Source organism: Kitasatospora sp. NPDC001225 (assembly GCF_053597855.1).
This window is the reverse complement of record NZ_JBSFJC010000062.1, coordinates 1-21782: the sequence shown is the minus strand read 5'-3', so window position 1 is coordinate 21782 and position 21782 is coordinate 1. Positions and strand designations below refer to the sequence as shown.

The 21782-nt window shown below is 70.2% G+C and carries 17 protein-coding genes, 1 tRNA gene and 1 pseudogene; 8 read left to right on the top strand and 11 right to left on the bottom strand.

Annotated features, from left to right (window positions below; translation table 11 throughout):
- Positions 1-3: 3 nt before the first annotated feature.
- The 3 genes from ACWDCZ_RS21870 to ACWDCZ_RS21860 all read left to right on the top strand — a co-directional run bounded on the left by ACWDCZ_RS21870 (position 4) and on the right by ACWDCZ_RS21860 (position 3701).
- Positions 4-1347: an MFS transporter gene (locus ACWDCZ_RS21870; RefSeq protein WP_449816725.1), complete on the top strand. Its 1344-nt coding sequence runs from the start codon at positions 4-6 to the stop codon at positions 1345-1347.
- A gap of 137 nt (positions 1348-1484) precedes the next feature.
- A tRNA-Pro gene (locus ACWDCZ_RS21865) sits at positions 1485-1558 on the top strand.
- Between the two features lie 223 nt (positions 1559-1781).
- Entirely contained in the window at positions 1782-3701 is a 1920-nt protein-coding gene (locus ACWDCZ_RS21860; RefSeq protein ID WP_449816724.1) for a hypothetical protein, read from the top strand.
- A 279-nt stretch (positions 3702-3980) separates the two neighbouring features.
- Here ACWDCZ_RS21860 and ACWDCZ_RS21855 read toward each other — a convergent pair whose 3' ends face one another.
- Positions 3981-5249, bottom strand: coding sequence for a restriction endonuclease (locus ACWDCZ_RS21855; protein WP_449816723.1), 1269 nt, complete (start codon positions 5247-5249; stop codon positions 3981-3983).
- 569 nt (positions 5250-5818) lie between these two features.
- Positions 5819-6283, bottom strand: coding sequence for a tyrosine-type recombinase/integrase (locus ACWDCZ_RS21850; protein ID WP_449816732.1), 465 nt, complete (start codon positions 6281-6283; stop codon positions 5819-5821).
- 38 nt (positions 6284-6321) lie between these two features.
- On the opposite strand from ACWDCZ_RS21850, the pseudogene ACWDCZ_RS21845 reads away from it, so the two are divergent.
- Positions 6322-6687: pseudogene (locus ACWDCZ_RS21845) on the top strand (HNH endonuclease); the annotation flags it as partial.
- A 128-nt stretch (positions 6688-6815) separates the two neighbouring features.
- On the opposite strand, the gene ACWDCZ_RS21840 reads toward ACWDCZ_RS21845, so the two are convergent.
- Positions 6816-8717, bottom strand: coding sequence for a DNA/RNA helicase domain-containing protein (locus ACWDCZ_RS21840; protein ID WP_449816722.1), 1902 nt, complete (start codon positions 8715-8717; stop codon positions 6816-6818).
- An 88-nt stretch (positions 8718-8805) separates the two neighbouring features.
- On the bottom strand, positions 8806-8967 hold the full coding sequence (locus ACWDCZ_RS21835; protein WP_449816721.1) for a hypothetical protein: 162 nt from the start codon (positions 8965-8967) through the stop codon (positions 8806-8808).
- A gap of 1080 nt (positions 8968-10047) precedes the next feature.
- On the opposite strand from ACWDCZ_RS21835, the gene ACWDCZ_RS21830 reads away from it, so the two are divergent.
- Together ACWDCZ_RS21830 and ACWDCZ_RS21825 are read left to right on the top strand one after the other, a co-directional pair.
- Positions 10048-10377 carry a trypco2 family protein gene (locus ACWDCZ_RS21830; protein WP_449816720.1) on the top strand — a complete coding sequence of 110 codons (330 nt, stop codon included), beginning with the start codon at positions 10048-10050 and terminating at the stop codon, positions 10375-10377.
- Between the two features lie 11 nt (positions 10378-10388).
- Positions 10389-12404, top strand: a complete 2016-nt coding sequence (locus ACWDCZ_RS21825; RefSeq protein WP_449816719.1) for a S1 family peptidase — start codon at positions 10389-10391, stop codon at positions 12402-12404.
- Here ACWDCZ_RS21825 and ACWDCZ_RS21820 read toward each other — a convergent pair.
- From ACWDCZ_RS21820 to ACWDCZ_RS21800, 5 genes are all read right to left on the bottom strand, one after another.
- Complete coding sequence (locus tag ACWDCZ_RS21820) at positions 12286-12894, bottom strand: hypothetical protein (protein ID WP_449816718.1); 609 nt, start codon at positions 12892-12894, stop codon at positions 12286-12288. The genes ACWDCZ_RS21825 and ACWDCZ_RS21820 overlap by 119 nt on opposite strands.
- Positions 12894-13316 (bottom strand): hypothetical protein, encoded by a 423-nt coding sequence (locus tag ACWDCZ_RS21815; protein ID WP_449816717.1) that lies wholly within the window; start codon positions 13314-13316, stop codon positions 12894-12896. Before ACWDCZ_RS21815 ends, ACWDCZ_RS21820 begins: the two co-directional genes overlap by 1 nt.
- 122 nt (positions 13317-13438) lie before the next feature.
- Positions 13439-14047, bottom strand: a complete 609-nt coding sequence (locus tag ACWDCZ_RS21810) for a hypothetical protein (protein ID WP_449816716.1) — start codon at positions 14045-14047, stop codon at positions 13439-13441.
- On the bottom strand, positions 14044-14412 hold the full coding sequence (locus ACWDCZ_RS21805; protein WP_449816715.1) for a stage II sporulation protein M: 369 nt from the start codon (positions 14410-14412) through the stop codon (positions 14044-14046). Before ACWDCZ_RS21805 ends, ACWDCZ_RS21810 begins: the two co-directional genes overlap by 4 nt.
- A gap of 51 nt (positions 14413-14463) precedes the next feature.
- Complete coding sequence (locus tag ACWDCZ_RS21800; protein ID WP_049649003.1) at positions 14464-14748, bottom strand: hypothetical protein; 285 nt, start codon at positions 14746-14748, stop codon at positions 14464-14466.
- Between the two features lie 95 nt (positions 14749-14843).
- On the opposite strand from ACWDCZ_RS21800, the gene ACWDCZ_RS21795 reads away from it, so the two are divergent.
- Positions 14844-15413, top strand: coding sequence for a LuxR C-terminal-related transcriptional regulator (locus ACWDCZ_RS21795; protein ID WP_449816714.1), 570 nt, complete (start codon positions 14844-14846; stop codon positions 15411-15413).
- Positions 15414-15513: 100 nt separating this feature from the next.
- On the opposite strand, the gene lspA is transcribed toward ACWDCZ_RS21795, so the two are convergent.
- Both lspA and ACWDCZ_RS21785 read right to left on the bottom strand, forming a co-directional pair.
- The gene (gene lspA, locus ACWDCZ_RS21790; protein ID WP_234348152.1) at positions 15514-16062 is read right to left on the bottom strand and encodes a signal peptidase II; all 549 of its coding nucleotides are present in this window, start codon (positions 16060-16062) and stop codon (positions 15514-15516) included.
- 176 nt (positions 16063-16238) lie between these two features.
- Entirely contained in the window at positions 16239-17429 is a 1191-nt protein-coding gene (locus ACWDCZ_RS21785) for an aminotransferase-like domain-containing protein (RefSeq protein WP_449816713.1), read from the bottom strand.
- A 526-nt stretch (positions 17430-17955) separates the two neighbouring features.
- On the opposite strand from ACWDCZ_RS21785, the gene ACWDCZ_RS21780 reads away from it, so the two are divergent.
- Positions 17956-21782, top strand: a 3827-nt coding sequence (locus ACWDCZ_RS21780) for a beta-ketoacyl synthase N-terminal-like domain-containing protein (RefSeq protein WP_449816712.1), incomplete at its 3' end; no start/stop codon positions are given.

Genomic DNA, 21782 nt, shown 5'->3' with positions numbered 1-21782 from the left:
TCCATGCCGTCCCCCGCGCCCGGCCCGTCCTCCGTGCCCTCCGCCGCTGATCCCGAACCCGAACCGGAACCCGGACCGGGGGACGGACCCGGGCCGAAGGCGGCCGCCGACTCCCCCTGGTACCGGCGGGCCTTCGCCGACCTCAGCCCGCTGCGCGACCACCCCGACTACCGCCGGGTCTGGGCCGGGCAGGCCGTCTCCTCCATAGGTCAGCAGATGACGGCCGTCGCCGTCTCCGTCCAGGTCTACGACCTGACCGGCTCCGCCTTCGCGACCGGCCTGGTCGGCATCTTCTCCCTCGTCCCGCTGGTCGCCTTCGGCCTCTACGGCGGCGCGATCGCCGACACCGTCGACCGGCGCCGGCTGGGCCTGCTCGGCTCGGCCGGTCTGGCGGTCGTCTCCGCCGCCCTGGCCGCGCAGGCGCTGGCCGGCCTCGGCCTGGTCGCCGTCCTGTACGCCGCTGTCGCCGTCCAGGCCGGCTTCTTCGCGATCAGCTCGCCCGCCCGCTCCGCGATGATCCCCCGCCTGGTGCCCAGCCACCAGCTCCCGGCGGCGAACGCCCTGAACACCGTCAGCATGAACCTCGGCCTCACCGTCGGCCCGATGCTCGGCGGCGTCCTCATCGGCGCCTACGGATCCCAGGCCGCCTACCTGGTCGACACCGTCGCCTTCACCGGCACCCTCTACGCGATGTGGCGCCTGCCCGCCATGCGGCCGCTCGGCGAGCGCAAGGGCCGCGCCTCCGTCCTCGACGGCCTCCGCTTCCTGCGCGAGCAGCCCAACCTGCGCACCAGCTTCCTCGCCGACCTGGCCGCGATGGTCTTCGGCATGCCGCGCGCCCTCTTCCCGGCCATCGCGGTCACCTTCTACGGCGGCGACGCCGGCACCGTCGGCCTGCTGGTCTCCGCCCCGGCCGTCGGCGCCCTGATCGGCGCGCTCTTCTCCGGCTGGGTCGGCCGCGTCCACCGCCAGGGCGTCGCCGTCCTCGCCGCCGTCGCCGCCTGGGGCCTGGCCATCGCGGCCTTCGGCGCCCTCCACAACCTCTGGCTCGGCCTCCTGCTGCTCGCGGTCGCGGGCTGCGCCGACACCGTCAGCATGATCTTCCGCAACACGATGATGCAGGTCGCGGCCCCGGACGAGATGCGCGGCCGCCTCCAGGGGATCTTCATCGTGGTCGTCGCCGGCGGCCCCCGCCTCGGCGACTTCGAGTCCGGCACCGTCGCCGCCCTCACCAACCCCGCCACCTCCGTGATCACCGGCGGCCTCGCCTGCGTCGCCGCCGTCCTCCTCCTCGCCGCCCGCCGCCCCGCCTTCCTCACCTACGACGCCCGCCACCCCACCCCCTGACCCACCCCACCCCCCGAACCTGGCAGCGAGCACCCCCCGACGTGCTGTATTGTTTTCCACGTCGCCGGGACAACCGGAGACAAGGTCGAGAAGCCCACAGCAGAGCCCCCCAGGCCCCGCTGCAGGCACCGAGACCACGGGACGTGGCGCAGCTTGGTAGCGCACTTGACTGGGGGTCAAGGGGTCGCAGGTTCAAATCCTGTCGTCCCGACATTGTGTCGGAAAGGCCGTTGGCCGGGAGAAATCCCAGGTCAGCGGCCTTTTGTGTTGGCAGGTTGTTGATGCCCGCGCCCTCTGCGTCGGGCCTTAGGTGACCTTGCCAGGGACCAGCGGGGGACCACCACGGCGTACGGGTGCCGGCTGGTGCCACGCTGAGGAAGACGAATTGGGTGGAGCTCCGTCGGGAACGGGGTAGCGCGAGGGGTGGACTGAAGATGATGATCGATTACAACGTCAGTGATCATTGGTCCGCTGACGATCCGGACTGGCTGAAGTCTCTTGTCTCGTCGCTCGACCGTGGCCACGGCGTCAGTACCGTTCTGCCGCTCACCGTGATCGTAGAGGAGATCTTGGAGTGGCTTGAGCTTGCCAGCGGTGTCGATGCTTGGAAGAAAGCCGCCAATCGAACGTCACTGCGCCGGGACCTCGACGAGTCCGTTGATGCGCTCGGAGCTTCCCTCCGGGCACACATCGTCGCATCGCTCGCACAATTCCAAGCGGCCTTCTCGCAGCTTGACCGTAGCCCCGCGGCGGTTTTGACGCAGCCACCGGGGACCCGCACCGGCACCGTCTGGACCGACGCTGCCAAGGCCTCGAAGGATCTTCTCGGAGCGCTTGACGCGGACGAAGCAGTTTGCGCCAGCTGGGATGACCTCGTGGCTACGGCTCAGGACCGCACCCTGGTAGGTCGGGAGTACCGTCCGATCGCTGAACTGCTCTTTGACCAGTTGGGCAGGCGCGGCGTCAATGCAAAGATGGCTTTCCGAGACCTTGTCTCGATGGTCGCGTTCGGCCGTGAGCCCCACGACTTCCCCGTCGGTTCGACGAACGTGCCGCTGGAGAAGCGGATCGCGAACGCCCGAACCTATGTTGGCACTCCTGCGGAAGCCCAGTCGATCGTGGTGTGGCTCGGCTACCAGGGGCGGGCTTTCCCGCGTCTCTCCGCTGGGGGCGTGTCCTTCATGGATGCCCATTGGGCGGTGCCCAACGCCGAGCCCGAGGGGCAAGACTTCGAGCACAAGGCAGAGCTGTGGGAACTAGTACGGGGTGGGGGCCACTTTAAGGTCGCAAAGCTGGTCGACGAGAAATCTGATGTGGACTTCCTGGTTCGCGTTGACCTTGGCAGGACCACGGCGGCCGGCGCGTTGGACCGTGCTGTTCGCACCGTGAACACCATCCTCAACGTCTCGATCCACAACTCTGGCGGGATCCGCCCGCACCTCGTCCAGCACGGGCTCCTGCGCTCCGGTCGGGTCAGCTCATTTGGCTTTCAGGCATCGTCGCGCGAGACGAGCATCCCTGACGATCACTACGGTGCGGACATCACCAGGAGAGCGATCGAGGAACACGGCCCGCGCATCGCCTTGGCTATGGCTCGTGAAGAGCTTCCCCGATTTCTCGCGGCCGCACTCGAAGTGCAGACCGCAGCCGACCATCCGTTCAGCCGCGACATGATGATGCGCAAGCCTTCCGAGGCAGACATCAGCAGCGTGATCCCTCTCTCGGATCGTGTGGTGCAACACGTGGCAGCGCACGCAGCACTCGCTCCCAACGAGTTGTTCGATCTCCTCGGCGAGCGCTGGCCGCACGCTCGGTGGCTTTCCGATGTTCAGCGAGCCGTTCGTATGTGTCTGCTTGGCGGTGGAGAGCAGGAGGAACTGTGCCACGAGCTGACCTGCGAGTTGTTCGCGAGCAATTCGTCGAGTCCATGGCTGCTGTTCGTTGACGACCGTTCTAGTGATCTACTCTCGCTCTGCCGCATTAAGTCCGAGCGTGCCTGGATCAGGCGGATGCTTGAAAGTGTGAGCGACCACGCCGAGTACCTTGCCCTGATTGAGTACTACACCGCCGAAGGTTCCGTGTTGGAGGCCAGGCGTCGCCGTCTCCGGAACGCTTTAGTGCACGGCAATCCCGCGAGCTTCCCGGTTGTTGAGTCCGTGCGCGAGTACGCCGAGTTCCTGAGTGGTAGCGCACTCAGCCTCGGCCTCGAGTCCTACGTCGAGGGCACGGAGCCTGCTGCCGCGCTCGCGAAGCGGACTGATGAGTTCGGCGGGATGCAGGCGGGTCAGGACGCTGCCAGCTACTGGCGCGCTCGAATCACTGCCAACGCCGCACCGAGCGTGTCCTCGTCGTAGGCGCGGGCTTCAGCACGCCGGCGCTACCTGGCCAGCTGAAGCAGGCGTACTGCTATATGTGATCCAGGGTGTACTCGGACGCGCGTTCGTCGAGCCTCGCGGTTCACCATCCCCCCGGCGACCGGCATTTGGCCTCGGTCGCCGAGCAGGCCGACGTCTTCCTGACTGAACAGCCTGCCTGGGAGAGCCAACGGGGTTCGATTGGCAGGCTTATTGGACCAGCCGAAGGTGGCGGATTGGGTTGCATCGGCGTCGGCCCGGAGAGGTCCGTGTTCGACCTCACACGAGGTCGCCGGCCTGCCAGCCCGGGGGGACCTTGGGTAGTCCGATCAGGGCGTCGATGTTCAGGTGTTCGGCGAGCAGGGCCTTGAGGTTGCGGCCGTCGATGAGGCGGAGGCGGCCGTTGCGGTGGGCGAAGTCGTAGCTGTCCTTGCCGAACCACGAGGTGGTGACGACGATGCCGTAGCCGGCGTCCTTGTCCTGCATGACACCGGACATGGCGCGGACGGTGTTCACCGGGACCACGTTCTTGGAGCGTTTGGCCTGGATGGCGAAGATGGTGGATCCGGTCGGGTCGGCCAGTGTCGCGACGGCGTCCACACCGTCGTCGCGGGAGCCCTGGGTGCGCCAGGTCTCGTAGCCCATGGCTTCGAAGAGTTCGCGCACCAGGCGTTCGAAGTCGTAGGGGTTCATCTGGAGCAGGTCGGGCCGGCTGTCCAGGGTGGCGACAACGGCGGTGTCGGTGGTGATGCGGTAGCGGGACAGGTCGGCCTCGACGACGGGTGTGACCGGTTCCAGGTCGTGGGGGTGCTTGGAGACGGTGGCGCCGAGCCGGTGGAGGCACTGCTGCGGGTCGAGCCTGGGCTCGTCCAGGACCAGTTCGGCGAAGTCCTTGCGCTCGGCGACGACGCTGACGACGCAGGCCCGGACGGTCTGGCCGGTCGCCCGGTCGGTGGTGTTGACGCGACCGTTGAGGATGACGGTCTCCACGAACGAGGCCGGGGTGGCGGAGAACACCTCGTCCAGCGCGCGCAGGGTTAGGCGGGCCACCAGACGGGCGTAGGCCTCGTGGATCTCGGTCTGCTTGGCGGGTTGGGGGACGACCTGGGCCCGCTGCGCGACGTAGCGGTAGGAGGCCACCGAGGGGACGATCTCGTGGTTGGGTAGCTCGACGTCGACCAGGAGCTGCTGGGCCTCGGGGACGTAGACCGCCTGGGCCGCGGTCCGGCAGCCCGGGGGGACAGGGGAGCGCCGCAGCAGGTCCTCGATCCGCTCCGCGACGCCCTGAGGACCTTCATGGGCGAACGCCTCTTCGACGTGCGGGTGCCACGCCTCCAGGCCTTCGGGGCGAAGCAGCAGGACTGATTCCAGTTCCCCCCGGCGCTGGTTGCACTCGGCGGTGCTCTCCTCGGCCTGGGCCTTGAGCCGGGCCGTTTCGGCTTGCCGGGCTTGGCGTTGGGCTTCTTTCTCGGCCTGGGCGTCCGCGCGCTTCTTCGCCTCCTCCTCCCGGCGGCGGGCCGTCTGGCGCTTGGCCAACTCGGCTTCCACGCGGGCGGTTTCCCTGGCGCGGGTGGCCTCCTCGCGTTGGAGGTGTTTCTCGCCGGCGGCCAGGAGCCGAGCGTGTTCGACGGCGGGGTCCACCTTTCGCTTCCTGGGCCGGGGTTGAGCCGTTGGGGCGGCAGCGCGGCCGGTCGCCTGTTGGGCCCCGCCCTGTGCCTGCGCGATATGCCAGCAGCCCTACCCGGCTGGGGCCGCCGAGAATCCGCTGCCCCGAGCTGAATAGGGCATGAGCAACCGGTGCAGGGGCACAACGCCGCCGCTGGGGAGATGAAGCACTTACTGATGCGGAAGCGGAGAAGGGCTTCCGCCGGGGGCCTTGACCGGGCGGTTGCACAGGTCGCGTACGGCATCCAGCGGCGTGGCGATTCCAGATGTGCGGAGGCTGCCGTGGATGTTGCGTGCGGTCTGTTCGCGGTGCAGAAACCGGATCCAGGGCGGCGTATCTTCTTCATCGTCTGCCACAAGCTACTTCTACAGCATGGTGGTTGACGATGGCAGGCCGACCGTTGCGGGCGGTTGGCCAGTGGGGATCTCCAGCAGACGTCCGTTGAGGCCGCTTACTGGACGAGACGCAGATGGCGCACCGTCGCCTCCACCGCCTGGGCGGATGCTGCTGCCGATGGGTTGTGCCGGTCGGCCGACAGGTGCCTGCTGAGGGTCTGGCCGGCCTTCTCGATGGAGCTCTTGTCCGGGTGGAGGTATCGCTGGGTGGTGGTGATGTGGCCGTGTCCGGCGATCTTCTGGAGGACGTGGATGGGGACGCTGGCGTCGGCGAACCAGGTGGGGCCGGTGTGCCGGAGGTCGTGGCGGCGCAGGTACTCGTAGCCGAGGCTGACGACGACTTCGTCCCAGTGGGTGGTGTCGCGCAGGATGGCGGTGGTGATGCGGCCGCCGCGCGGCCCGGTGAAGAGGCGGGCCATGGGGTCGTTGCCGACGACGGTCATGCGCCAGTTCACGAGGTCGCGGATCTCTTCGATGATGGGGACAGTGCGCCGCCGCTTGCCTTTGGTGCCCTTGTCGATGAGGCCGCCGGGGCCGGTGGTGGTCTGGCGGCACAGGCGCCTTCTGTGGCTACGACGGGATGCTGGGCGCGAGCACGGTCGGCCTGGAAGCGGCGCACGTGCGGTGGTGGTCGTACCACGGGCCGGACGAGGTCGACAACGGTCTGTGCCTGTGCTCCTTGCACCACAAGCTCTTCGACAAGGGCGTCCTGGGCCTGGGGGAGGGGCGCCGCATACTCGTCTCACAGCGCCTCGTCGGACGCAGCGAGGCCAGCAAGCAGCATGTGCTCGCGTTGGCCGGGCGGCAGGTCATCGGCCCGCAAGCAGGGACTCCAACGGTCGCCAGCCGACACCGGCAGTGGCACGCCCAACAGGTCTTCCGAGGCAAGCCTCGAGAGCCTCTGAACCAGGCGCACACCGGCTGAGAGAGGGCTGTCTGATCGCCGAGGCGCCAGCGCTGACCATGTGCCGCCCGACTCCAGGCTGCACGGCCGTTCCCGGCCGTGCAGCCTGGTCCGCCCCATGTGCCTAGCGTGGAATCAGTGAGTGGCCATCAGCCGCGACGGTCGTGTTCCACTTCGATCTGGCTCACCTGTTGCCCGGTGACCAGATCCCGCAATTTGGCGCGCGTCTCCGGGTCCGTCGAGTACACGACCGTGCCGATCATTCCACGCGTCAGCAGCACCTTGTAGGTGTTGCGGATCAGGCGGTCGATGTCGGCGTCGGTGGTGGACGTGCGGAAGACGGGGTCCTTCGACGCTGTCCGGTCGGTGATCCAGCGGTCGGTTCGCCAGACGAGGTCCGGGCCGAGAATGACGCCGCTCCAGTCGTACTCGAAGCCCTGGGCGGTGTACACGCAGCCGACCTGGCCGAAGCCGGCCGGGTCGGTAGCCCACAGCGCGGCCGGAGGGGCGCCAGCGATCGAGCGGTCGCCGTACACGTTCCACGGCCTGGCCCAGTCCCCGATGCGCACGTCGAGCGGAAGCGGGTCTCCCGGGGCCACCTTAGTCGTCCACTTCCAGCAGTACCCAGCTGTCATGCGGGCGCTGAACCCTTCCGTACGGCGGGCTTGGAGGAACTCCTCTAGCTCTTCGGGGCTGTCGACAACCTTCAGGGTCACCTTGCCATCGGGCTCCCATTTCACGGGGCCACCTGACTCCGGCCCGAGCAGTCGTAGTACCCAGCGCAAGTAGGCATCGCTACCTCCAGAGCGGAACTGGCTGTCCAGCTTGACCACATGGCAGTCCAGGCCCTTGACGGCAGCGGCGGCCCGAATCTGTGCCACGGTGCCCATCTCGCCGGGTCGGACGGCCTGACGCTCGTCCAGCAGGAACACCGGCACTTTCGCGGCGTCGATCAGCTCCTCGATCTGGGGCTTCCCCGTGCGCTGGGCTGCGCGGGTGTAGCGGTTCGCCGATGTCTCTCGGATCCGGTGAGCCTCGTCGCAGATCAGAACGTCCAGCCCGTTCCGTTCGGCGGTCATGAAACTGTTGAAGTATTTGAACAGCTCCTGCACCTGACGATTCCCTGCCCCGGCCGTCCGACGCATGGTGGTGGTGAACGAGCTGGACCCGGTTGCATGTAGAGCCGTGATGCCGCGTCGGTGTAGATCGCCGAGGAGTGACAGTGCGATGGCGCTCTTCCCTGTACCCGGACCGCCCGTGATGACGATTACCTCTTTGTAATCCGTCTGCTGCGCTCGGCGAACAGCGCGCAGCACCAGCTCGTGGGCAACTCGTTGTTCGTCCAGCAGGACGAACTGTTCACGCTCGCGCACCTCGGCGGCAGCCACCGATACGAGTTGTGGTGTCGGGTTGCTCTTCGCAGAGAGGAGGAGGCCGGCCTCCTCAGCACCGCCTGTTGGGGCTAGTTGCGACCGGAGATAGTCGATGAAGCTTGCTCGCTGATCCCCGGTGAACATCGTGACCTTGAGGCCTGGGCTCGTGGTATGGATACCCTGGACCGAAAACTCCGTGGCGCTGGGGAGGAACGCAATACCTGAGATCCATTCAGGATGGCCGACCAGCACCTTGTTGTACGACGTCAGATACTCACAGTAGCCGCGCACCTGTTCGAGCGGGCTGAGTATGGGGTGTGGGTAGCCGGGGACTCGACACAGATGCGAGATCTCACCATCGGGCTCGGCTTGTGACCACAGCTTTATTTCAACAACGACGTAGGACGGATTCCCAGTCGCGGGATGAACGCCTGCCAGCACGAGGTCGGCCGACCGGTTAGTGAAGGGTAGGTCGTATCCAACCAGCACCTCAACTTGGCCGAGGCCGGCTTCCAGGAGCACGCTCAGGACGTCTCGAAGCCCGCGCTCCCACGTGTGCCGTTCGGCTTGACCTGGCCGGTGCCCGCGGAGAAGCAGTGCGCCTTGCTCGACTGCCGACACGAGGCTTCCGGAGAGGGCCTGTGCAGCCAGGAGGGATGCGGGGCCGCGGTACAGCACGTACGTATCCTCCTGGCTGCCGGGGCTAGCTTCGTGTTTGGGTGGCCAGCAGACAGTAACAAAATGGGAGGCGGGGGAGCGGGCTCACTCACTTGGGCAGGGCCTTGAGAATCTCAGGCCTGTCCTTGGGTTCGGAGTTGGCAAGTGCCTCGCTGGCGATCTGCCGGGTCAGCCGGGCACGGACGATGACGCGCACGATCGTGGAAACAGCGAGGAGGCCAGAACCAATGGCAGTGTAGATCGACAGCACGGGAGTCCTTAGGAATGGCCGCGCTCGTTAGCGCCCAGGTGCGCCTGGCGCGGGCAGTGCCTGATGCCGGATTGCGGACGACGGGCGCACGGGCCTGCCGTGCGTACAGGCCGTCGCTCAGATGTTCCGAGAGCAGGGGGAAGGGATCACCCGCGGTTGTGTCACGAGGGTGGCGCAAGTCAGGATCGGTTCTGGCGTGGCGCTTCCGGCCAAGGCCGTGGCGCTCGCAGGCATGCGCGAGGGCAACATTGAGGAACTCCGTTACGGGTGGGGGCATGTCCAACAATCGGAAGCCCGGCGGACCGTATGACTGTCCGTCACCGTAGCACGCTTGTCTGCCGAAGGGCGGGGAGTCCTCGGTGTTGATGTGTCAAGCGCCCGCGTTCCTCGGCCTCATTGGCGCAGTGCCTCGCGTCGCAGCAGTCAATGTTCGACAGGGGGCTTCTGGCCCTGGAGAGCCGGGCAGTAGGTGCCTGGTCGGTGGTGGTGTGCGCGGTCGATGATACCGACGGCTTCGCGGGTGGCCTGAGCGGTGAGGTGGTTGTAGATGTTGGCGGTAGTCGACACGGGAACTGCCGCATGGTCTCGGAAGTCGCAACGAGGGGGCGCCGGCAGTGATGGAGATGGGTGCGGCGAGGCATCGCAGATCCTGGACGGTGGTACGGGGGAGGTCGAACTGGCTGCACAGGTAACGGTAGTGGTTCAGGACGTGGGCCGGATGGAGGAGGTGGTCATCGGGGCGGTGGAGGATGTATCCGTCGCGGGTGCTCGGATCCGTGCGGGCTCCTGTCGGTTGCGCGATGGTGCAGGGCGGTGGCGACGCGTCGGGGGATGGTGACCCAGCCCTTGCCGGAGCGGGTCTTCGGCCAGGTGAGGGCGAAACTGGGTTGTCGACAGCGGACGACGTGTGGCAGATGGAGAGGACACGGTGGGGCAGGCGGACGGCGGGCCCAGTGCAGGGCGAGCGTGCCACAAAAGGTTCATCCGAAGGTTGCCGCTGCGGACTTCAGTAAACCGCGAGTGCTGAGGAGGGTGTCGCGGCAGACTTGGTGCGATCGAAGCGACGATTGAGGGGGCCATGTGGAGATCCGGTCGACTGAGCTTTCGGAAGCGATCAAGGCTGTTCGAACGGGGCTTGTAGAGGCCCAGCAGGACGGGGATGGCTTGCCGATCCGATTCTCGGTCCGGGAGATCACACTCGACCTGGAGGTCGAGCTGCGCCACAGCGTGTCGGCGGGCGGTGGGGTGAAGGCCTTTGTCGTGTCCGCTGATGCCAAGGGCGAACGGGCGAGCACCCGTTCGCACCGGCTGACGGTCACTCTGGACATCCAGTCCGGCCAGGCCGGAGGCGACGTGCTCATTGGGGATCAGCGTGCTTTGACCCCGCTGCCGGGTCCGGCTGCGAACTAGGCGGGCGGCGGATGGGGGGAACGCCAGCACAGCGGACCGTCGAGGTCTGTAACCCGCGAGTCGGCGTCGTCGGCTCTGGCAGCATCATCGCACCCAGACTGGTACTGACGGCATACCACGTGGCCTGTCCGATGGACGACAACAAGCCAGTCGTCGTACGGGCGTTGGATGGAGGGAACCAGACCAACGCCGAGGTGGTGTGGTCCAATGCTGAGCTGGATGCTGTGCTCTTGCGGGCCGACCGGGCGCGGATCGGCACCGATCTGACCGCCGTGCGCTGGGGACAGCTGACCTGCGAGCACGCAGCGGTGCGGCCAGTGTGCACGATGACCGGATTTCCCCGGGCGATGAGCCGTCTGTTGACCCGCGGGAATCAGGAGACCGCTGTCGACGATCCGAAGACGGTGGATGGCCGGATCAAGCCAGGTTCCGGCCAATGCTCTGACTTTTACGTCTTTGAGATCGACGACGCACCCCCCAGCTCTCACGACCTTTGGAAGGGCATGTCGGGTGCCGCTGTGTTTTGCGAGGATTTGGTTGTAGGCCTCGCGGCCCGAGCTCCTGAGCGCTGGCGGGGCCAGATGCTCCTCGTCGTCCCAGCCGACCAACTTCTTGCGGCCACCGGCTTCGCCGAAACCATCACCAATGTTACCGGTATGCCTCCGCAGCTGCGGCCCGCTGACCTCAGTCCCCTTCTCGCCGACCTGCGTGACGCGCAGCTGTCCTCCTCCCACTTACTTAACCCCCACTCCCGGGTCGTTCCTCTCAGTGGCACAGCTGACCACCTCAGGGCATTGGAAGAATGGTGCCAAACCAGCCGCGCCACCGACGTCGCCGTGATTACCGGAACGGGCGGCATCGGTAAGACCAGAATCGCCAGCGAGCTGCTCCACCGGCTTACCCATGTTCCGAAAAGGCAAGGCGTATGGATCGGCGGGTTCCTTGCAGACAACCCTCGCCGTCAGCCGCCCGAGTACGTCATGCTCACCACTGCCCGCCAACCACTTCTCATCGTCGTCGACTACGCCGAAACCCGACTCGACCAGGTCAGACACATCCTTGACCTCCTGGGCGCACCGCGCTTAGGAGGCCGCATCCGCCTGCTACTCATCGCCCGCGGCCGTGACAACTGGTGGCCGCCGCTGCGACGGGCCCACCAGGGCACCGCCGCGATGGGAGTAGGCCTGTCGGTTGAGGCGAAGGCGGCGGACGCCCTTAAGGGAATCGGAGCTGTACGGACGTTCGCTGCCGCGAAAACCGCCTACACCGAGCGCATCGGTCTGTTGCAGCAAGCCGGCCTGGGGGAGGAATGGCCGGCGCCTACAATCGGGACCGGGACCACAGGTAAGCGCCATTTTCCCACGTCGGCCGACAAGACCGTGATTGCGCTTCACATGACCGCACTCGCCGAGGTTCTGGCCGAGTGTAATCCCGACTTCGCAGTGTTCGACCGGCCAATGGACGTTCTGCTAGCACACGAGGAGAACTACTGGCGTCGCGTCGCCGCCGCTCGTATGCCGAACGTAGCCTTCGACATCGGACTGGTCCGCTCCATGGTTGCCGTCCAGCGATTGACAGGTGCTCAGACACGCAAGGACTCTCGAGCGGCAGTGAGCGCCGGTTTCGAGATTCACCACCACGGGTTCCCCGCCGTGATCGCGCCCCAGGCCGGTGATCTGGTGGCCTACGAGGAGATCCTAACCGCGCTCTACCCGTCCGGTAGCGGGGCTCGCTGGGGCGCCATGGGCCCCGACCTGCTCGGCACTGCTCTAGTCGCGGAAGTCGAGCAAGACAGCGGAGGTGAGTTCATCGAACGCCTTCTGCCTCACCCTCATCTCACCAACGCCCAGCGCCACCAAGGCCTAACCGTCATCACCCGCGCCTCGGCCACCCAGCCGGAGCTCGTCGTCAGTGCTGCCCGGGCCGTGGCCGCCGCCCCAGCGGTTCTTCTGCCCCCAGCATCAGCGCGGCGGTCGCGGCCACGTGGCCGAGCGCTCCGGCCAGCGCGGATCCGGCGACGGCGGTGAGCGCGGCGGGCAGCAGGGCCCGGCCCGCGGGGGAGGCGGCCAGCCAGGGGCCGGCCGCCAGGCCCGCGACCACCACGGAGCCGACGGCCCCGGCCAGGGCGGGCAGCCAGAGGCGGGCCAGGAACACGGACTGCTGCGGCACCCGCCAGGAGAGCAGGACGGCGCGGTCGGGCGGATCGAGCAGCAGCCGGGCCTGGTTGGGCCGCGCCGAGAGCAGGTGGCCAGCGACCAGTACGACCGCCACCGACCAGCAGGCGCCGGACACGACGGTGCCGTCCTCGGGGCCGACCGGGAAGACCCGGCCGAGCGCCGAGCCGATCCCCCAGAGCAGGGCCGCGACGGTGGCCAGGCCGACGCCGACGGCCAGCGCGAGCACGGCCCGGGCCGGCGGGGCGAGGGTGCGCAGCCCCGGGAGGCGGTTGCGCCGGCGCCGCAGGTCGGCGTCGACCAGGGCCAGCCCGGCGGTCCAGGCGAGTCGGCGGCCGTCCATCAGTCCCGCCGGCCGGTGAGCAGGGCGACCGCGCTGGCCGCGACGACCAGGACGCAGAAGCCGGCGGCCGTCCCGTTGAGTCCGGCGGCGGCGGGCAGCCGGAAGCCCGCCACCCCGAGCGGCATGCAGACCAGGGCCGAGAAGCCGAACAGCAGCCAGCGGCCGGTGGAGGCCAGGGCGACCACCGTGCCGAGGGCGAGCAGCAGGACGGCGGCCGCCAGCCAGCCCCAGTTGAGCAGGTCCTGGGTCTGCACCACCGTCGACCGGGCGGCGTCGACGACCCGGTCGGCCCGGTCGACCGCGGCCAGGGTGTCCGGCCGGCTCGTCCAGTACCAGACCGTCCGGACCCCGGCCAGGACGGCGGCGGCCACGGCCAGCAGGCCGGCCACGGCCGCACCGGTCGGCTTGATCTGCGATACCACGGTGATGTCGGCTCCTCGGTCGTGCGGGGTCGTGCGGGGTCGTACGGGTCGTACGGGGGTCGTTCTCTCAAGCGGTGCGAGCGGTGCGAGCGGTGCGGGCCCGGTCCCGGCCCGGCGCGGGCTCAGCGCGGGATCAGGCAGAGCGCGAGGAGCACCGCCGTGGGCGCGAGCGCGGCCGCCGCGCTGCGGGCGGGGCTCAGGCCGGTGCTGCGGCGCAGGACCTCGGTGAAGGCCGCGAACAGCACGACCAGGCCGAGGTCGGCGCTGCCCAGCGCGTCCACCAGTCCGTCCCAGGAGGGGCGGCCGACCAGGGCGGCACCCGCGGCGAGCAGCAGCAGCTTGCCCACGAAGTAGAGGGCGGCCACCGTACCGACGGTCGCGCGGTCCCGGGCGAAGCCGTCGCGGGCGCCGGCCAGTCGGCAGGCGGCGGCACCGGCGGCGCCGGCGAGCAGGACGGCCAGCAGCACGCCGATCGCGCCGAGCACCGATCCGAACAGCCAGCCCGCCCAGACGCCGGCCTTCACCGCGCCCGGTGCCGCGTCGGGGATCTTCTCCAGGACGGCCGCACGGTAGCGGCCCAGGAGGCCGAGACCGGCCAGGGGCTGGACGAGGACGGCGAGCGCCAGGGCGACGCGGTGGCGCAGGCGCCCGGCCCGGTCGTCGTCCCGGCCTTCGGGCGCGGCCTCCGGATCGAGCAGGGGACGGTGGTCCGTCGTGGTGGTCAAGGTCATCGGGGGCTCACCCACGTTTCCACGCCCGCGGCCACGGCGAGCGCGGCCAGCGAGGTTCCGAAGAGGACAGCGGCGTCGACCATGTGCTGGCTGAACGGGGCGCCCCGTCCGGACACCAGGCGGCGGGACAGCCCGAGCACCGGGGCCAGGCCGGCCGCGACGGCGAGGCCGAGGGCCGGCAGTTCGAGCACCGCGTGCGGTCCGACGGCCCGCAGCAGTTGGCTCCCGCCCAGCGCGTACGCGTGCCCGATCAGCACGCCGACACCGAGGCCGGAGAGCAGCGAGAAGGCGAGGCCCAGGCGGCTGCGAGCCCTCCGCGGACTCCCGCGATCACGTCGTCCCTCCCCAAGTCGTTTGCTGCACAAGGCCGGTGGGCCGGACCCCGCCGGTGCGGCGGGGTCCGGCCGGCGCCCGGGTCAGGCGATGATGGCGCGGCGGCCACCGGCGGTGATCGCCTTCTTGAGCATCCACATGGCCACGCCGCCGGCGGCGGTGACGCCACCGAACAGCGAGAGGGCGGCGGCGACGTCGGTGCCGGCCTCGATGGCGGTCAGCACGCGGTCGGCGCTCTTGTACTCCAGACCGAAGTAGCCGGTCAGCACGTCAGGGGTGGTGGCGGCCAGCAGGAGCGGGGCGCTCAGACCGGCAACGGCCGCGCCGGCGGCGGCGATGCGCTTCTTCGGGGTCGAGAAAACGGACATGTTAATCTCCAGTTCGCCACTTTTAGGGAGTGGTTGGGAATATCCGGCAGCTACCGGTCGCTTCGGGACTGCGCCTGATCATCGAATCCGACCCCGTGCTGACGGTGGTGGCGGACTGTCCGGTGGACCGGGCGGTCGAGCAGGCCCGTGCGCTCCAGCCCGACCTGGTCCTGCTCGACCTCGGCCGCCAGGCCGACGCGGCCCTCGACACCCTGCTCTCGCTGATCTACCTGCCCCGGGCGCCCCGGGTGGCCATGCTGGCCACGGAGGAGGACGGCGACCTGCTGAACCGGGCGCTGCGGCACGGCGCGGTCGGCTGCCTCCGGCGGAACGCCCCGAGTGGCCTGCTGCTGGACGCCGTCCGGGTGCTCACCTCGGGCGGCACCGTGGTCTTCCCGCAACTCCGGTCGGCCGCACCGGCGGTGGCTCCCGAGCCGTCCGACCGGCAGGTCCCGGCCCGGCTCAACGCCCGCGAGCGGGAGCTCCTGGTCTGCCTGGGCGAGGGTCTGTCCAACGCGGACATCGCCGAGCGGCTGTACCTCCGCCCGGCGACCGTCAAGGACTACGTCAGCGAGCTGCTCGCCAAACTGGGCGTCCGCAACCGGACCCAGGCCGCCGTCCCGGCCAAGCGGTACGGACTGCTCAGGGCCCACGCCGCGGCGTGAGGAAGGGGCCCCGTGCGGGGCCCGGTGCACGACCCGGGGGCCCCGCAGGCGGGTTCGGGGCCGGCCGGGCGGCTCTCCCCGGGCCGGACGGCCGGCTGCCCTACGGGTTCTTCACCTCGGCGGTCCGTTCCGTCGCGTCCGGCTCGGCCGGTTCCTCGGTGGCGCGCGTGCCGTCCAGGCGGATGCCGCGCATCGAGGCCCACATCACCAGGGCGCTGCCGCAGACCACGCCGCAGTCGGCGAGGTTGAAGACCGGCCAGTGCGGCAGTTGGATCCAGTCCACGACGCGTCCCTCCCACGGGGACGGGTCCCGGAACAGCCGGTCGATGAGGTTTCCGGCCGCGCCGGCGATGACCAGCCCGAAGGAGACCGCCCAGAGGGGGGTGCGGATCCGGGGCGACACCACCAGCATGAGGACGATGACCAGCATCTTCACCGTGGTGAAGAACCAGGTCTCCCCCGCGCCGATGGAGAACGCCCCACCCGAATTGAAGACCAGCGTGAATTTCAGAAGCCCGCCGAGGGTCGATGTCGGATCGGTCCCCGAGAAATGTGTCAGCGCTATCTGTTTGGTGATGAAATCCGACGCCAGCAGTGCGATTGCCACGGCTGTCATGGTTCCCAGTCGTCGAGGCGTGTCACCGGACAAGGAAGCTCCTCGCGCAACCCGTAGGCGTAGTAAGCCAGTCATGGCCGCATTGTAGGTGACGGCGGCTTGCGCACGAGTGTTCACAAGTACGGGAGCGCACCGTCAGAACGGGAGCATACCCGCGCCGTTGCCGGGCGCCGGCCCCGCCGTCGCCGGGTGTCGGCGGGCCCCGATGGTCACCCGAAGACTCCGGCGAGGCGGGTCAGCCCTTCCCTGATCGCCTCGGCGGGGTGTCCGGTGAACGACAGCCGCAGGGTCGCCGGGTCGGGCCGGTCGGCGAAGAACGGCGCGCCGGGTACGTAGGCGACGTCGTGGGCCGCGGCCCGGGGCAGCAGGGCGGTGGCGTCGTGCCCGTCCGGCAGGCGCACCCACACGAACATCCCGCCGTCGGGCCGGTTCCAGGTGCTTCCGTGGGGGAGCGCGTGGGGCAGGCCGTCGAGCAGCGCGTCGCGGCGTTCCCGGTAGGCGGCGCGGACCCGCGTCAGGTGCGCGTCGAGGTCGGCATGGGTGAGGTACCGGGCGGCGGCGGCCTGGTCGACGGTGGAGGAGTGCAGGTCGGTGGTCTGCTTCACCGTCGTACAGGCGCGGCGCAGTTCGGCCGGAGCGCGCAGCCAGCCGAGGCGCATGCCCGGGGACATGGTCTTGGAGAGGCTGCCGAGCAGCACCGTGCGGTCGGCCGCGGCGTCGAGCGAGGCGATCCACGGCAGCGGAGCGCCGTCGAAGCGCAACTCGCCGTAGGGGTCGTCCTCGACGATCCACAGGCCGTGGTGGGCCGCGACCTCCGCGACGGCCCGGCGGCGCTCGACGGGGAGCGTACGGCCGGTCGGGTTCTGGAAGTTGGGGACGAGGTAGAGGAGTCTGGGCCGCTCCGAGGCGACGAGGCGGGCCAGTGCCACCGGGTCGACGCCGTCCTCGTCGGACGGGACCGGGACGACGCGGGCTCCCGCGAAGGCGAAGCACTGCAGGGCCGCCAGATAGGTGGGGTTCTCCACGAGGACGGTGTCGCCGGGGGCCAGCAGCGCCGTCGAGACCAGCGTCAGTGCCTGCTGGGAGCCCGAGGTGACCAGCAGGTCGTCCGCCGGGGGGGGGGGCAGGCCGCGGGAGCCCAGCCGCTCGGCGACGGCCGCCCGCAGCGCCGGGTCGCCCTCGGTGGTCGAGTACTGGAGGACGCGGTGCGGGGCCGTGGCCAGTACGTGGTCGTACGCGGCCCGCAGGCCGGCGACGTCGAAGAGCTCCGGGGCGGGCAGGCCGCCGGCGAAGGAGATCACCTCCGGCCGCGCCGTGAGTTCGAGGATCTCCCGTACGGACGAGGCGTGGGCGGCGGCGTGGCGGGCGACGGGAACGGGGGCGGCGGCTGGGCTCGTCATGCCCGCAGGATACGGACGATCGGGGCGGTGTCCCGGGTGCGGGAGTCCCACGGGTGCCCAAACATGTCCCGTCGATTTCTTGCCGAGATCGCTCAGGTGTCCGTGGTGACGGCGGGTTCCGCGACCGGCCGTGCCGGACCGTGATCTTCCGGAAACCACCAGGTGGGACCGGGGCGGACGTTGACCTGCGGTCTTCCGCCAGATGGGCCGAAAACGCGTGGTCGGCCGTCGAACGGGCTTGTCGGGCGGTGCGGTGCGTATGTCAGTCTCTGGGGGCCGTGTGCCGTGTTCCACAGTGTTCTGACGGGGAATTCCGAATCTCTCTTTCCTTTCCCTGGTTCTCCGGGATGCGTTCCGTCATGCCGTCGGTCGGTTCGAAGTGATAACAGGGGGCGTCATGTCTGATCTCCGCCATGGGCATTCCGAGGCCTCCGTGAATTCCGCGGGAAATCGGTCGGTGCCGGAGGAACCCATCGCGTTGGTCGGAATCTCCTGCCGCCTTCCGGGCGCCGCGGGACCCCGGCAGTTGTGGGACCTCCTGCGGGACGGCCGCAGCGCCGTCACCGAAACTCCCGACGACCGCCGGGGCGGTTCCGGGGGGCCCGGGGACGACGAGCCGTCCGCCCTGCGGTGGGGGGCGTTCCTGGAGGACGTGGACCGGTTCGACGCGGGGTTCTTCGGGATCGGCCCGCGCGAGGCCGCCGCGATGGATCCGCAGCAGCGCCTGGCCCTGGAACTGAGCTGGGAGGCCTTCGAGGACGCGGGAATCCGCCCGGAGACCTGGCGCTCCCAGGACACCGCCGTCTTCCTCGGCGTGGCGTCCGGCGACTACGGCCTCCTGCTCGACCGTCGTGGACCGGCCGCCCGGACCCCGCACACCGTCGCCGGCACCCAGCGCGGCATGACGGCCAACCGCGTCTCGTACGCCCTCGGACTGCACGGCCCCAGCCTCACCGTCGACGCCGGCCAGGCGTCGTCGCTGGCCGCCGTCCACCTGGCCTGCGAGAGCCTGCGGCGCGGCGACTCCGCGCTCGCCGTGGCGGGCGGGGTGCACCTCAACCTGCTGCCCGACACGGCGCACGCGATGGCCGGGCTCGGCGCGCTCTCGCCCGACGGCCGCTGCTTCACCTTCGACGAGCGGGCGAACGGCTACGTCCGCGGCGAGGGCGGGGCGATGGTGGTGCTCAAGCCCCTGGGCCGGGCCCTCGCCGACGGGGACCCGGTGTACGGCGTCCTGCTCGGCAGCGCCCTGAACAACGACGGCGGCGGAGAGGGACTGACGGTGCCGGCCCGGGCCGGGCAGGAAGAGGTGCTGCGGCGGGCCTGCGCGAGGGCCGGTGTCGACCCCGCGCACGTCCAGTACGTCGAACTGCACGGGACGGGCACCAGGGTTGGCGACCCGGTCGAGGCCGCCGCGCTGGGCGCCGTGTTCGGCGCGGCCCGGACGGCCGGCCAAAGCCCCCTGCACGTCGGCTCGGTGAAGACGAACGTCGGCCACCTGGAGGCCGCGGCGGGCGTGGTCGGCCTGGTCAAGGTGGCACTGTCGCTCCAGCACGCGACGCTGCCGCCGAGCCTCGGCTTCCGCACCCCCAACCCGCTGATCGACATGGACGCCCTGCGGCTGCGCATGGTGACGGACCGCCTGCCGTGGACCGGAGTGGACGGCACCCGCCTCGCGGGCGTCAGCTCCTTCGGTCTCGGCGGGACCAACTGCCACATCGTGCTGTCCCAGCCGCCCGCCCCCGCCGTGGACAACCGGGCGACGGCGGACGGCGGTTCCGGCGTGGTGCCGTGGGTCCTGTCCGGTGCCACAGCGGAGGCGCTGCGGGCCCAGGCCGACCGTCTTCGGTCGTACGTGGCCGAGGAGCCCGACGCCGAACCCGCCGACGTGGCCCTCTCGTTGGCCACCACGCGCGCGACCCGGGAGCACCGCGCGGTCGTCGTCGCGGCCGACCGCGAGGAGTTCCTCCGGGCCCTGACCGCCGCCGCCGAACCCGGCGGAGTCGACCCCGCACTGGTCCGGGGCAGTGTCGCCGAGGACGGCGAGGTGACCTTCGTCTACCCGGGCCAGGGCTCCCAATGGGACGGCATGGCACGGGAGTTGCTCGACACCTCGGCCGTCTTCCGGGAGCGGATGGAGCAGTGCGACGCGGCGCTGCGGCCGCACGTCGACTGGTCGCTGCTCGACGTCCTGCGCGGGACGCCCGACGCCCCGCCCCTGGAACGGGTCGACGTCGTCCAGCCCGTGCTGTGGGCCATGATGCTCGCCCTGACCGAGGTGTGGGGCTCCTTCGGGGTGCGTCCCGACGCGGTGGTGGGGCACTCGCAGGGCGAGATCGCCGCCGCGTGCGTCGCGGGCGCCCTCAGCGTCGAGGACGGCGCGAAGATCGTGGCGCTGCGCAGCCGCGCGCTCGGCCGGCTGGCGGGCACCGGCGCCATGGCCACCGTCTCCCTGCCCGTGGCGCAGGTCCGCGACCGGCTCGAACGGGGCTGGGACGGGGTGGAGATCGCCGCGGTCAACGGCCCGGTGTCCACGGTGGTCTCCGGCCCGCCCGGGAGCGTCGACCGGCTGCTGGCGGAGTACGAGGCCGAGGGCGTCTGGGTGCGCGCGATCCCGGTCGACTACGCCTCGCACTCCGGCGACGTGGAGGTCCTGCGGGACGCGCTGCTGACGGAACTCGCCGGGATCACCCCGCGCCGGTCGCGGATCCCGTTCTGCTCCACCGTCACCGGTGAGATCACCGACACCACGGAGCTGGACGCCGGCTACTGGTACCGCAACCTGCGCCGGCCGGTCCGGATGGAGACCGCCACCCGGCACCTGCTGGAGGCCGGGCACCGGACGTTCGTCGAGGTCAGCCCGCACCCGGTGCTCACCGTCGCGCTCCAGCAGACCGTCGGTGCCGCGGCGGCGGTCACCGGGACGCTCCGGCGGGGCGAGGGCGGTCCGCGCCGTCTGCTGGACTCCGTCGCCCGGCTCCACGTGCGCGGTGCGCGGGTCGACTGGCGGCCCGCGCTCCGGACGGGCAGCGGGCGCCGGCTCCGGCTGCCCACCTACCCGTTCCAGCGGCAGTCGTACTGGCTCGACGGCGAGGACCGGCGCGAAGCCGCGGCGGCGGACCGGCGGGTGCCCGTGACGGCGGACCGGCGCGTGCCGTTCGGCGCGGAGACCGGGGCCCCCGCACCCGGGCCGTCGCGGCCCGGCCACGGCGAACTGACGGGCCTCGTACGGGAACACGCCGCGGCCGTGCTCGGCCACCCGGAGCCCGGGCTGGTCGACACCTCCCGCCGCTTCAAGGACCTCGGCTTCAACTCGCTGGACGCCGTCAACCTCCTGGAACGGCTGACCGCCGCCACCGGCGTCCCTCTCCCGCCCACCCTGATCTTCGACCACCCCACACCCGCCCTCCTGGCGGAGTGGCTGCGCACGGAACTCGCGGGCGAACGCACCGACACCGGCACCGCACCCCTCCGCACCCCCCACGACGACGAGCCGATCGCGATCGTGGGGATGGGGTGCCGGTACCCGGGCGGGGTGCGGTCGCCGGAGGACCTGTGGCGGCTGGTGTCGGAGGGGCGCGACGCGATCTCCGGCCTCCCGGAGGGGCGGGGGTGGGACCTGGAGCACCTCTACGACCCCGATCCCGACGCGGGGGAAGGCGGGCGGACGTACACGCGTGGCGGGGGTTTCCTGCACGACGCGGACCTGTTCGACGCGGGGTTCTTCGGCGTTCCGCCGCGCGAGGCGGAGGCGATGGATCCGCAGCAGCGGCTGCTGCTGGAGGTTTCGTGGGAGGCGTTGGAGCGGGCGGGGATCCGTCCCGACACCCTGAAGGGCAGTGCGACCGGCGTCTTCACCGGAGTGATGACCAGCGGCTACCGGCCCGCCCCCGCCCGGGTCCCGGTGGAGTTCGAAGGGCACGTCCTGACCGGCAACGAGAGCAGTGTCGCGTCCGGCCGGGTGTCCTATGTGCTGGGGCTGGAGGGCCCGGCCCTGTCGGTGGACACGGCGTGCTCGTCGTCGCTGGTGGCGCTGCACCTGGCGGTGCAGTCGCTGCGGCGGGGCGAGTGCTCGATGGCGCTGGCCGGCGGCGTCACCGTCATGGCGGCCCCGGCCACCCTCATCGAGTTCGCCCGGCACCGGGGTCTGTCCCCGGACGGCCGGTGCCGGGCCTTCGGTGAGGGGGCCGAGGGGACGGGGTTCGGTGAGGGTTGCGGCGTGCTGGTGCTGGAGCGGTTGTCGGACGCGCGGCGGGCGGGGCGCCGGGTGTTGGGGGTGGTGCGGGGTTCGGCGGTGAACCAGGACGGTGCGTCGAACGGGTTGACGGCGCCGAGTGGTCGGGCGCAGGTGCG